Below are 12475 nucleotides of genomic sequence, written 5' to 3' on the forward strand. Positions count from 1 at the left end.
CAACCGGCGCCGCCGGCAACGACGCCTCGGCAAGCTCACCCCCGTGGAGTTTGAGACAATCTACACGGCCGCACAAGCGGCCTAAGAACTACACACCCCGAGTGTCAACCAAATCGGGGGCAGTCCCCCTGTTGGCCGAGAAGCAGAACGTGTTCTGGCACGACTACACGGTCCTGGTCGTGGCTGGCGCGAAGGCGGGTATCGGGTTGGATGCGCTGCCGCCGGTGCGGGCAGCGATCGGGGATGGTCACGACACGAAGACGATCACCTTGTCGTGTGGGAAGTTGACGACCGGGGTCACGGTCAAACAATGGTCAGCGATTTTGATGCTGCGGAACCTGGACTCACCCGAGACCTACTTCCAGGCCGCGTTCCGGGTGCAGTCACCGTGGGCGATCAAGAACCCCGACGGGGACGACCCCAGCCGCGAGGTCGTCCTTAAACCAGCGTGTTTCGTGTTCGATTTCGCGCCCACCCGGGCACTTCGACAGGTCGCCGACTACGGGATGGGGCTGTCCCCAGAGACCAGCAACCCGGAGAAGGCCGTGCAGGAACTGGTGAACTTCCTGCCGGTGCTGGCCTACGACGGGTCGAACATGACCCAGGTCGACGCCGGCGGCATCCTCGACATTGCCATGGCAGGCACCTCAGCCACCCTGCTGGCCCGCAAGTGGGAATCGGCGATTCTGGTGAACGTCGACAACGACACCCTGCGCAAGATCATGGGCAGCGATGCCGCGATGGCTGCTGTGATGAACATTGAGGGGTTCCGGGCGTTGGGTTCGGCGATCTTCGAGACGGTCGTGAACAAGAGCGAAGCCGTGCGCGCGGCCAAGAAGGACCGCGGAGAGGACATGTCAGCGACCGAGAAAAAGGAGCTGAGCGAGGAGGAGAAGGACTACAAGTCCAAACGGAAACAGATCCAAGAAAAGCTGGTGAAGTTCGCGACCCGCATCCCGGCGTTCATGTATCTCACCGACTACCGCGAGAACACCCTGCGCGACGTCATCACCAAACTCGAACCCGGCCTGTTCAAAGCAGTCACCGGCTTGACCGTCGACGACTTCCACCTGCTGGTCGAACTCGGCGTCTTCAACGCCACCCACATGAACCAAGCCGTCTTCGCGTTCCGCCGCTACGAAGACGCCTCCCTGTCCTACACCGGCATCGAATCCCACAAGGGGCTGCGCCGGTACGGGCTCTACGACACCGTGGTCGCAGTGGTATGAAGCCAACTTTCGGTAAGCCGGGCTGCTCCCAGCAACCGCTGCGCAGTCAGAGAGATCCCCTGCGGCCGGTGGGCAGAGTCAACTCCCGCGGTAGGTTGAATCGGATAGCTTCGCCACCAGACCGCGTCGACCAGTCTCCGCTAGCAAGCGGTCCATGCCGTTCTTGGCGGTTTGGGGTTCACGGGTTGGACCCACGCAGACATCGTGGACTGACAGTGTGTTGGCTCGACCGGTGTAGAACTGGCCGACGGATGCGTCGAGGTCAGCCGGGGGCGGCGTGACTGCGAGGTATGGCGTTATCCCGAATGGGCCGGCCCGGAACTGGATGCATCCGTCCACTTTGGGGTCAGCGACAACCAGTCGCCACTCGTGCTCGCCATGGAAACCCGCACTTTTGCACCGTGTGGCTGCTAGAGCCAAGTAGCCGGCGTGAATGGCGAGCAACTCGCGGCGACGCTGGGGTGCGGTGCCGGGTGCCTCGACCTCCTGCGCGCTCCCGCACGCACTGTTAAGGATGAAGCGAAACTGCTCTCGTTGGGATTCAGGTCCGTATTCGACCGGCGCCCATCTTCCGAGTCCTTCGAACCTTGGCGAGTCTGCCGGGGTCTGCGTCGGATCCAGCCCGGACTGATTGGGCACAACGATCCCCCAGATCTGGGAGGTATCGATGTCCAGACCGATCGAGTAGCCGGTCGATCCCGTATATCCACGCCACTGGCTCAGGTCATCTTCTTCAGTCGATGCACAGGCGACGAAGAAGCGCTGCCTGAACTGCTCAGTCCAAAGCTCGTCGCGAATGGCTTTCAGGAAACCGGCTGCTACAGGGTCGACACCTGCGGAACAATTCGCGATCTCTACATCTGCTCGCTCTAATCCAAACTTGAGTTCGCTGCTGTCGTTGAGGTGAAGAATCGACGTGGCCCACAGGGTGTTCGACGACAAGAGTCCGATGCTCGCGGCCGCGTCGGTGTAATGCCAGAGGACGTTTTTCCGCACGCCGCGACGGTATTCCACAGGCGACGATGTGGTGCTCTTACCATCGTTCGTCCTGGGGCGCGTGGGTGGCGCGGACAGGTACGAGGGTTCAGCCGGTGGCATGGTTCATCGAGATCAGCGGTCGGACCCCGCGGCACAACGCCTCAAGTTCAGCGACGAGCCGAGGGTCCGTGTCGCTGGCGAAGTGCAGTACTGCATCCGCGCGCTCCAGAGCTCCTACCGCTTGCGCAAGTGCTATCTCGTCACTGATCAAAGACTCGCCGGACTCATCGACAGCGCGGCCGAAAGCCAAGACGTCGTACCTGGCCCGCCGGGCCAACTTCTCGAAGTGGTCAACGGTGGCGCGCACTCGCTTGTAATCACGATCCGCAAGGCGGCGGCAAGTTTCGCAGCAGTAATCCTTCTTGCGTCCGCGGCCCACCGATTGGCGAAACTCCTTACGACACTGCGGTCGTGCGCAGAGATCGGGTAGGTCCAATTGGTCCTTGGTCGCTTCCCCGGCCAAGGAATGAACGTTCTCAGCAGCTTCAGTCACCGTGTCCCTCATAGGTCGCGCGTAATTTGGAGTTCGATGTGCGCAATTATTGCCCATAAGGGAGCATGTCCGAGGTCGTCGACGCGCATAGAGGCGTCAAAAGTCGCGCAAATATGGTGGACCATCGAGAAAGATGCGCAGGAAACTCGCGCGGAAACGGTGTGTCGACGTGGATGTGTCGGCGCTGTCTGCTCCTATATGAAGAAGGAGCACCTGCTGGTTGTCAGGAGTCCGTGGTCCGGGCGGGGATCGCATGGAGTGCAGCAAACTGCGGCGGTTGCCCCCTGGAGCAACATCAGATAAGTGACGCGTTAGGAGAGACCATGAGTAGTCAGAACCGCCGGCACGTCGTGCCGAACCCTGCGGGCGGGTGGGACGTACAAGCACCGGGAGGTCAGCGAGCGAGTGCTCACGCTGACACCCAGGCTGACGCAATTGGACGCGCACGAGAGATCGTCGGCAACGCTGGGGGCGGCGAGGTCGTCATCCATGGCCGCAACGGCCAGATCCGAGACTCTGACACGATCGCTCCCGGTAATGATCCGAACCCGCCGCGCGACAAAAAGTGAGAGAGCGGTGCAGTCCAACCGTCACCTACATCCCAGGTGAGGCGTAAGGACTCAAAAGGAGTTCGCCTCACCGCGCTGCTGACTCACGATGACGATGCGGCGTCCACTGAGCTGTCCAGCAGCCCGAAGTAGTACCAGTTCGAGCGAGGACGTCGACGTCAGTGAACTTCCAATCCAGGCTCGAAAATGGTTGAGATTCCTGACCATGTAGCGCCGGTCGCAGACATGAAGAACTAAACCAAGTTGGGCACGGGTAAGCACGCTGCGTCTGCCGCAAGCATTTACCAGCAGGCGATTCGGGGCGGTATTCCAGTCTCCACTGGACGCCGATGTGAACTGCGTGGCGGACGTCCCCAGCGACGAAGCCCAGCGGGTCAACGACGCATTCAGCCAGATCGGCGCTTCCTGCCCCCGCCTTGCCCATGTGCTCGGCGTACTGATCGCGGATGTTGGCTCTGCAGAGTGTGTGCTCGGCCGATACTGCAGTCGTGAGCCTAATCGAATGGACAGAACTGGCCGGTGAGCAGACCGAGGCGCTGGCCGCGCTGCTCGTGAACCGCGAGCATCCATCCTCGGTGCGCATTACACCGTCGAAGGGCGACGGCGGGGTGGATATCCTGCACCGCGACGGAGACGGTCCCGGCCAGGACGTCGTCTATCAGGTCAAGAAGTTCCACAAGACCTTGACCGATAAACAAAAGGAGAATGTCCGCGAGTCCGTCGACCGGCTGTTCACAGACCCGCGCTGGGCCGATCTGAACGTGACCGCATGGCGACTGGTCATGCCGTGGGACCCCACACCGGAGCAGGAACACTGGGTCCGTGACCTCGTCCACGCCCACCGGCCGGACATCGACGTGGTCTGGCATGGCAAGACCTTCCTGAACGGACTCGCCGCGAAGTATCCCGACGTCGTCGACTACTACCTACACGGCGGGCGCGAGCGGCAAAAGAAGGCGCACCTAAAGCTCGTCGCGCTCATGGGGATGGAAAACATGTCGGCAGACGCCGAGCCAGCCATCCAACTCGACCGGATCGGCCGCGCTGTCGCCGCGCTCAACCACGACCCGCTATATCTTTTCGACGTCCACACCGGCCACGGTGCGCCACATGACTTCCGGGCTGCCCCGGCGGCTAGCTCGCACCCCAATCTGGTGATGTCGGCGGTCCAATGGGTCGCGCCGGACCACTGGGTGCAGATCGACATTGTCGCCCGCACCGCGGTGGCCACGCAGCTGGCGCCGATCAGCATTACCGGCTCGTTCGCGGCCCCGACTGAGAGCCCGGAAGCGGTCCAGCAACTCCAGGATTTCTCCAGGTACGGCGCACCGCTGGATCACGATGACCTCACCTTCACCGGGGCGCTGACCGCGCCGGGAGGGTTCGGCGGTCCCATAGAGAATGCACGTGTGTGGCTCCTGCCCGTCAAAGAGCCAGAGAACACCAGTCGCTTGCGGATGGACGCCCGCGACAGCGCAGGTGTCCTCATCGCTGATCTGAACGTGCGGGTCGTCGAGCGCAGCCATGCGGTCCATGGGTTGCGCTCGGTGCTCGCCGACGACGATAGCGACCAACTGAGGATTGAGATAAGGGCCGACCTGCACGCTCAGACGACCCAGATGTCTCTGACCTTCCAGCCCGTCGCTGGCCAACCGGTTAGCGTCGTCGCGCCCGTGGTCGAATTCGTGGCTGCGTGCTGTTCGCCGAATCGGATCCGGATCGGGAACCGTGACGCGTGGCCGCAGAGCGCCGTTGATGAGACATCGCTTAGCCGTCTGCTGGACAACTACCCTGAGCAGCGCGCCAACTGGGCGGAGGCCGCCGAAGTGATGCGCGATCTCCGGTCTATCCAAGGACGATGCCGCGAGGTCATCAACACACTGGACCTCACCGCGGTGACCGACAGCAACCGGGAGCAGTGGGCACGGGTCGGAGAGCTACTGGACGGGGAGGAGATCCAAGTACACATCGGCGACGACAGGGCGCTGTTCGCCCAGGTGGCACGCAATGCCGCCAGCATGTTGACCACCGCCGAGTCGTTCACGCTCGTCCTGCCTTTTACTGTGGTGGTGGGAAACATGAACTACACGCTCGTGGGTAACTGCACGCGTTGTTCCAGAACGTGCAGGTGCTCGAGCGTAGAGACTTGGACAGCCATACCTGGCTGAAACTGTTAGTAGAGGATCAGGTCTACCGATTGCACCTGGAGGACTCCGACCAGTGTCAGTGCGTAGCGGCGCCGATCGACTGAGACCACCGATCCTCAGCAGGACGTTGTTCCGGACAGAACTTTGACCGACGACGATGCGGGATACGTGGGCCGTCCGCGACTAGATAGCCTTGTTACGCAGGCCGAGAGCCAAGACGTGATCAGTGTCTGTGCAATACGAAATACCGGTCGGTACGGCCTGTTGTGAGCCTGCGGGAAAGAGCGTCGTGGCCGAGCCTTGAACGACTCCGGCGATGTGGTACTGATTTGTCTCGACCGATCTCAACACCAGAGGACCACCGGAGAATCCCGGAAGCGCGAAGGCATCGACGTACCACGTTGCGGGGGAGTCGCGGCTGCCGACGTCGCGGCCCGCGATGATGCCTTTGCGGATAATGCAGACTTCGTTGCCGTCAGTGCCGATCGGACTTAGCAGTGCGGTGGGCATGCCCAGCAGATAGCAGTCCTGCCCGTACGCCACGCCGTCACTTTGCAGTGGTACCGAGCCCACCAGCCAGTCCGGCCAGAGGTACTCCGGGATCTCAAATGCGGCCACGTCACCGGCGGCGGCGAGGTCACCGATCCTGGTTAGATAACCCATCTTAGGAACCGTGTCGGCCCAGGTCTGCTTGAACCCAATTAGCTCCTCGCGTTCTCCAGAGCACAGATGAGCTGCCGTGATAAGGGCTAGGCCGTCCTCATGGTCAAAGAGAAAGCCTGTCCCTTGCTGACCGTGCTCCGTCTGCACACGAAGCACTCGGCAGAAAATCTCGGCGGTGATCATGAGTCGTTCCGCGGGCGGCTAATGCTCTTGTTGAAGAGGTCGCAGGGCGCCGGAGGTGCTGACCGGGCGGGCCGCGGCCAGCATGACCGCAGCGGTTGCCTTAGCGTCGAACTGCACGCATCGTGCGTCCGCGAACCGCTGCCTCGCTGCATCCACCCCCGCATTTTGCACCGCACAGATTGTATGGGGTGGACAGCTGGGTCGTACTCACAAAAGGCGGGTACGACATCCAACCCCTCTGAACATAGTCGCGCCGGGGGGCGCCCAGAGGGCAACTTTCGTTCGGCACTAAGTGCTGCCCCGCCCTACGGTCAGTGACCTGTACTTTGCGCCTGACCCAGCGCCGCGGTCTCTTTGTGCCAGGTGCGCCGGGCGTTGCGTGCAATCTTCCTTGCTTCTCGACAAGTAGTAGCAGCGCAGCTGGCTCGGAGTGGTCGTGGGACGACGCGGTGCGGCTGGCAGCTCTCGCGGCCACTTTTGGAACGGGATTCACCTCGGTGGGCGCCTCCTCCGTGAATCCTGATCCAAAAGTTGGTGTTCCTTCGTCGCCGTTCCACGCGTCGAAGCGGCAGACTCGGCACTTCCCGCATCAGCTGTTCGCGTTGGCACGGTGTGTCTCGATGACTTCAGAAGGCAGCCTTATATCGCTGACTGGTGCATCCCGATCAATCGCGGATGATGTGTCGCTGTTGCTGCTGCGCTTTGGTAACTCGCGTGAGATCGACTCTGCGGCAACAGGTTTGGCGCTCGCCGTGTCCGACGAGGACTCCCAGCGGCGGTCGCTCGGTCGAACTCCTGGAGTGCTAAGAGGACAGGGCTTGTACCCCCACTTCGTCACCACTGCTGCGTACTTCGAAGTCGGCCCCGTCGCATCCCCATTGCCGCGCCGAGAAGGGCGCCGGCCACGCCGATCACAAGACACACCCAAAGTGGCCACGATGTGATGTAGGCGAGGCACAGAAAAACCAGTGGGCCGAGAATCGAGCCATCCAGCCCCGGGTGTCGGCGAGACCAACCGACGACTGCCGAAGTGGACAGCAACATCGGGACAAACAGGAGGGCATAGACGACCCCAGCAACAACACCCACGGCGACGCCGCGCTTGGATGCAAGGCCGAACGCCACCAGGACGACGAGGATCAAACCACTTAGCAGCATCCACCTCGGAGGTTTTGCCGCAAGGCGGTTGAAGCGCTCAGTCCAAATACTCGACCGTCCCCCCGGTGAATTCACGCGCCTCATCGTCGCAGACGACACGACTCCCGAGCCTTCGAAAGGTCAGTCGCGGTGAGCACCCAACATCGGAGCACTGCCCCCACGACGGGCAGGACCGGGAAAACAAGTAGCGTCCGGCGCGGTTGCGGTGTGTTCTGGACGCATGCTGCGCGGAATGAAGGCCGACAGTCGCGCCTTGGTCACCGAGGACGCCCAGTGCCGGGAAGCAATTCTGGAGCGGTACGTCGCCGCAGTAGGAGGCAGGGCATGACTTTCACCGAGCCGACACCGTTGGCTGAACGAGACTTCCGAGCTGCGCTGCAGACCGTGAAGCCGTACACCATGGTGGTGTTCAAACCTGGGCCGAATCGTGAGGCCGCTGGAGCAATGGACGTCATCGCCCGGCACGGGAACCGCAACCTCGGACTCCAGCGACTCGGGTACCTGCCGATCATCCTTCCGGTCCGAAGCAACCCCGCAATGAGCGGAGTCGGCGTCTTCACCACCGATCTAGAGACCACCAAGGAGATCCTCGAGAAGGACCCTGCGATCGAAGCGGGTGTCCTCGTCTACGAGATCTACCCGACCGTGAGCTTCCCAGGTTCATCGCTGCCATAGCCCCTCGCGTTGCGGGTCAAGTCCCGGGTGCCCAGGTGATAAGGCCCGTCCGAGTTCCTTGGTGGGGCCGCAGCTCAGTGCCGCATGAGCGAGGTGACGCAGGCTCTAGTTGAACGCGGAGGCGCGTAACAAGGTGACGATCCACTCGACGATGCGATCGTCCGGCCAGCCTAGGGATCGGGCGTTTCCGAGAAGCTCGAACGACGTCAGCAGCCACACCTCGTCAGCTGCCCGCTCGACGTCGAAGGAGACGAATCCCTTGTCTGCACTAGCCTTTACGAAGAATCCAGCGCCGGTTCGCCGCTCCTTCTCGATCGTGCGCACGAAGTCTGCGAGGTCCGGCTCGGTGGCCTGGGCCTGCTTGGCGAGGCTGACCAGCGGTCCCACCCGGTCATAGAAGTCCAGGGCGAAGCGCACATAACCAGCGAGCATCCCGCGCGCCGACCGCTGCTTGGCCAGATCCCTCAGGCCGCGGTCAGCCATCGGTTTGTCCTCGAAATCACCGGCGAGCGTCACGTCGTAGACGCGCTTGAGCACAGCGGCCTTGCTCCCGAAACGCTTATAGATCGTCTCCTGGGAGACGCCTGCGTCGCTGGCAATCAGTTTGATCGTGGTCGGACCATAACCGTTGTCCAAGAACAGGTTTCGGGCCGCATGGATCACCGCGATCTCGGTACGGCGTGCGCTGTCCTCACGCTTGACCATCACGTCGGTGCAGTCTACTGTAACAAACGAATACAGCTAACTGTACCGAAAGTAGGCGACGATGCTTGATCTCGATGTTGACCTGGTCGACCGAACCATCGTCGTGATGGCAACCGGCACGCGGCAGGAGTTCGATCTCCTGGTCCACCCCGAGGCGACGAACCGTGAGTCGATCAACGAGCCCCCGGCGGCGCGGCTGACTGGCCCGGAGGCGTTCTGGACTTCCGCGCAGTGGCTCCGCTCGGCGTACACCGATCTGGCCTTTGAAACGGATCAGATCCTCCGCGAACGTGACCTCGCCGTCTGGCACGGCACGATGTCGGGACGGCACACCGGCGACTTCGTGACGTTCGACCCCGACGGTTCCGTGGCCCGGGCTTTCGCGCCCACCGGTCGCACCTTCACGGTGACCCAGACCCACTGGATGCGCTTCCGCGACAATCAGATGATCGAGCACTGGGCCAACCGCGATGACGTCGGCATGCAGTTGCAACTCGGGTGGGTTCCGCCCGGCCCGGGCTATCTGATGAAGTGCTCGCGAGCGACGAGGCGCGCCAAGCGCCGGTACTCCTGAAGTCAATTCCTGCAAGGCCTAGTTAGGTTGTCGCGAATCCCAAGTTCCTGACTGCGCTTTGGATAGCTTCAGTCAATGGGCGCGCAACGCAGCGGTACCCCCGACGTGGGGCAGGCTCTGGTCACTAGTCTGCTGCCGCTGTTGGCGCGGTCGGAGGAGGCCGGGTTCAACGTGTTCGATGTGATGCGGCACGGCAGCCACGAGAAGCAGTTGTCGAATGTGTTCGCCTGGCTCTTCGACGAGCGTGGCACGCACGGGCTCGAGGACCGCTTCCTGCGGATCTTCCTGGCTGAGGTCAACCAGGGTCTGCCTCCTGAGAACCAGTTCGTGGCTCAGTCGTATGCGGTGTGGCAGGAACGGAACACCTCGGCTGAGCACGAGGCCTTGGATATCGCCGACATCGTGTTGGAGAACGACTCGGAACGAGTGGTCATCGAGAACTTCTACACCTCCGACGGCCACGGTCATAGGTACGACGGCTACCTGAGCTTTGCTCGGGGAGGCGGCCGAGCCGGTGTCGTCGTCTTGCTCTGTCAGAGCCACGACATTGCGCGTCAGGCCGACGGTTGGGAGCACGCGATCGTCGTAACCTACGCAACCTTGGTCAACCGTCTTCTTCAGCTGGTGGGTGAGGACCGCACGTACACGGAACGGCATAGCGAGGCGTATTCGTTCATCGCGCAGATGTACCGCAAGTTCGTCAAGAACCGAGGACCAATGGAAGACCACGAGTTGCTCAGTTTTGTTGCTGCAATGTGCGCTACCGGCGCCGCCGAGAGGTATGCGTGGAATCCGCAGGAGACGGCCGCCACAACGTTTGCGGCCGAGGTTGCCGCGCAGGCAGAGGAGAGTTTTGTCGAGGGCCGGCAACTCCTCCAGCGACTGAAAGGGCGATTGAGGTCCTACTGCGGTGGCCCCCTGAAGACGCAGCTGAATGACACCCTGGGGGCCGGTTTCATCCGAGGGGTGAATTCGAACTATCGCGGTTCCTACCAGTGGACCATCAATTTCGACGTGGACGACGAAGGCGAGAGTTTTGGTGAGACACGGCTGCAGGTCAAATTCGGACCGTCAGCGCTCCACGCGAACCAGAAGGATCCTGAATGGAAGCAGACCGTTGCGGACCCCGACTACTCACATCTGTTCTTGACACGGGCGCGGTATCGGCAGGTCCGGCAATCCGCCGTAACCCTCCAAGACGTACTCGACGGCTTGGCTCCTGATGATCGGCGGTTGCACGACGAAATCGTTGACCTGTGGATGAACCCACGGCAGGTTCGATGAAGAGCAGGGTGGCGAAATGGTGAACCGGGTTACGTTCGACCGTGTCCAACATTTCGTCCGAGTCCCGGTGATGCTCGAGAACAACACAACCGCAAGGTTTCTCGTCGATACCGGGATCGGCATCACGGTGATCCACCCGGAGATCGCATCAGCAGCCGGTGTCATTGCTACTGATCAGGTGCACGTAGGCCACCGCATGTCGGGCCAACCCATCGCTATCGAAATTCATCGAATGCCGAGTCTGCGCGTTGGGCAGTTCACGGCGACCGACGTCGCAGTCGGCGTCTTCGACCTCGGTCCACGCAACGGGCCAGACGGGTTCGACGGAATTGTCGGCCTCGACGTGTTGGCGGCTCAGTCGATAACCATCGACCCGTTTGCCGGCGAGATCGTCCTTGGTGATGATCAGTACGACGATGCTGGGTTTGACGTGCCGATCCGGGTGGAGAGGGACGGCCCGAGTGTTGCGTGCTTCACCGATCTGATGTTGCCGGACGGGCAGGTCACCGAGGTTGAGATCGACACCGGTTCGGGCAGCACTATCCTCGACACCCGTTTCCAACCCGCGTGCGGGATCGATCCGTCAGCCGATGCCGATCGAATCGCCCGCGGCATTGACGAAACCGGTCACAGCTATCTGCGTCAGTTCCAGCAAATCCGTGGTGCGCTGACGCTGCCTTCTGCGCCCGCCACGGCTCACGAGAACCCAACGGTGATGTTCCAGGACATCGCGCTGAACGGCCTGATCGGAGCCGACTTCCTAGACCGATTCATCCAGACCTACGACATCTCGCGGAACCGGCTGATTCTTCGCCAGTCACCGACCGGCGTTGCAGCACAATCCGATTCGGCATCTGCGCCCGCTTAGCCGCGTCGAGGAGGCGACTGACGACCTCACGGTTTTCGGGCGCTAGTTGTTGTCTCGCAGCGAGCGGATCATGCTCTGCAAGATCCGAAACGCTTCCGACTGCTCGGCGTCGGTTAACCCCGTAAGCATCCTGCGCTCGACCTCCCTTACAGCCGCCGACGCCTTCGCCAGGCTTCGTCGACCCCGAGGAGTGAGCCGTGCGGGGAGGGTCTTGCCAACAGCTGCCTCGGCCGGCCGGCTCACGTAACCGTCCCGTTCCAACGACTGGAGCAGCACGTTCATCGACTGCCGCGTCACGAACGCCCCGCGCGCGAGTTCGGAGTTGGTCAGCCCCGGCCGTTGGGCGAGCAACTCGAGGCAGGAGTAATGCGTGATGGTCATCCCGAACGGCCGCAGCGCGTCCTCCATCGCGACGCGCAGTGCGCTCGAGGCTTCCTTGAGCAGATAGCCCAATGAAGTCTCCAGGTCGACCACGTCTTGACTCATGTCAGTATTTTGACATAGCGTTCTGTATGTCAACTAACTGACACAATGAATTGGAGCATCATGCCCGCCACCGGACCCGATTTCATCTCCATCCAGGTCACCGACCTGGACGCTTCGCAGGCGTTCTACGAGCGCTGTCTCGGACTCGTTCGTTCCCCTGCGGGTCCTCCGCACGCCGTCGTCTTCGAGACCAGTCCCATCACCTTCGCGCTGCGCGACATCATTCCCGGCACTGACCTCGCCTCGGTGGGCCAGCCCGGTATCGGCGTCGCCCTCGGCAGATTCAAGTGGTGGGTGCAACGGTGAGTATCTCGTTGAGCTTATTGGCTGGTTTGGCCCAGGCCAGGGTCTTGCGGGGTCGGGTGTTCAGCAGCCGTTGCATCTCGGCGATCTGCTCGTCGCT

Annotated in this window: 12 protein-coding genes and 1 pseudogene; 8 read left to right on the top strand and 5 right to left on the bottom strand. The window is 62.0% G+C overall.

Features of this window, described 5'->3' with window-relative positions; genetic code table 11:
* Positions 1-101 precede the first annotated feature (101 nt).
* On the top strand, positions 102-1229 hold the full coding sequence (locus tag AZH51_RS05130) for a hypothetical protein (RefSeq protein WP_291522014.1): 1128 nt from the start codon (positions 102-104) through the stop codon (positions 1227-1229).
* A 78-nt stretch (positions 1230-1307) separates the two neighbouring features.
* Here AZH51_RS05130 and AZH51_RS05135 read toward each other — a convergent pair whose 3' ends face one another.
* Positions 1308-2225, bottom strand: coding sequence for a DUF2971 domain-containing protein (locus AZH51_RS05135; RefSeq protein WP_291522016.1), 918 nt, complete (start codon positions 2223-2225; stop codon positions 1308-1310).
* An 88-nt stretch (positions 2226-2313) separates the two neighbouring features.
* On the bottom strand, positions 2314-2574 hold the full coding sequence (locus AZH51_RS05140) for a hypothetical protein (protein ID WP_291522018.1): 261 nt from the start codon (positions 2572-2574) through the stop codon (positions 2314-2316).
* A gap of 509 nt (positions 2575-3083) precedes the next feature.
* Here AZH51_RS05140 and AZH51_RS18700 point away from each other — a divergent pair.
* Both AZH51_RS18700 and AZH51_RS05145 read left to right on the top strand, forming a co-directional pair.
* Positions 3084-3329, top strand: a complete 246-nt coding sequence (locus tag AZH51_RS18700; RefSeq protein WP_367188029.1) for a DUF2188 domain-containing protein — start codon at positions 3084-3086, stop codon at positions 3327-3329.
* 488 nt (positions 3330-3817) lie between these two features.
* Positions 3818-5497: a hypothetical protein gene (locus AZH51_RS05145; RefSeq protein WP_291522020.1), complete on the top strand. Its 1680-nt coding sequence runs from the start codon at positions 3818-3820 to the stop codon at positions 5495-5497.
* Positions 5498-5659: 162 nt separating this feature from the next.
* Here AZH51_RS05145 and AZH51_RS05150 read toward each other — a convergent pair whose 3' ends face one another.
* Complete coding sequence (locus AZH51_RS05150) at positions 5660-6322, bottom strand: serine protease (protein WP_291522022.1); 663 nt, start codon at positions 6320-6322, stop codon at positions 5660-5662.
* A gap of 1482 nt (positions 6323-7804) precedes the next feature.
* Between AZH51_RS05150 and AZH51_RS05155 the strand changes: the two genes are divergently transcribed.
* Positions 7805-8155: a hypothetical protein gene (locus tag AZH51_RS05155; RefSeq protein WP_291522023.1), complete on the top strand. Its 351-nt coding sequence runs from the start codon at positions 7805-7807 to the stop codon at positions 8153-8155.
* A 105-nt stretch (positions 8156-8260) separates the two neighbouring features.
* On the opposite strand, the gene AZH51_RS05160 is transcribed toward AZH51_RS05155, so the two are convergent.
* On the bottom strand, positions 8261-8860 hold the full coding sequence (locus AZH51_RS05160) for a TetR/AcrR family transcriptional regulator (protein ID WP_291522033.1): 600 nt from the start codon (positions 8858-8860) through the stop codon (positions 8261-8263).
* A 61-nt stretch (positions 8861-8921) separates the two neighbouring features.
* Between AZH51_RS05160 and AZH51_RS05165 the strand changes: the two genes are divergently transcribed.
* The 3 genes from AZH51_RS05165 to AZH51_RS05175 all read left to right on the top strand — a co-directional run bounded on the left by AZH51_RS05165 (position 8922) and on the right by AZH51_RS05175 (position 11586).
* Positions 8922-9434: an ester cyclase gene (locus AZH51_RS05165; protein WP_291522025.1), complete on the top strand. Its 513-nt coding sequence runs from the start codon at positions 8922-8924 to the stop codon at positions 9432-9434.
* Positions 9435-9509: 75 nt separating this feature from the next.
* A complete protein-coding gene (locus tag AZH51_RS05170; RefSeq protein ID WP_291522027.1) occupies positions 9510-10718 on the top strand; it encodes a PD-(D/E)XK nuclease family protein in 1209 nt (402 codons plus the stop codon).
* A 16-nt stretch (positions 10719-10734) separates the two neighbouring features.
* The gene (locus tag AZH51_RS05175; protein WP_291522029.1) at positions 10735-11586 is read left to right on the top strand and encodes an aspartyl protease family protein; all 852 of its coding nucleotides are present in this window, start codon (positions 10735-10737) and stop codon (positions 11584-11586) included.
* Positions 11587-11628: 42 nt separating this feature from the next.
* On the opposite strand, the gene AZH51_RS05180 is transcribed toward AZH51_RS05175, so the two are convergent.
* Positions 11629-12072, bottom strand: coding sequence for a MarR family transcriptional regulator (locus AZH51_RS05180; RefSeq protein WP_291522031.1), 444 nt, complete (start codon positions 12070-12072; stop codon positions 11629-11631).
* Positions 12073-12132: 60 nt separating this feature from the next.
* Here AZH51_RS05180 and AZH51_RS05185 point away from each other — a divergent pair.
* Positions 12133-12348, top strand: a pseudogene (locus tag AZH51_RS05185) (VOC family protein); the annotation flags it as partial.
* Positions 12349-12475 lie beyond the last annotated feature (127 nt).

The sequence above is a fragment of the Branchiibius sp. NY16-3462-2 genome (assembly GCF_001594145.1).
In the GTDB taxonomy this organism is placed as follows: Bacteria; Actinomycetota; Actinomycetes; order Actinomycetales; family Dermatophilaceae; genus Branchiibius.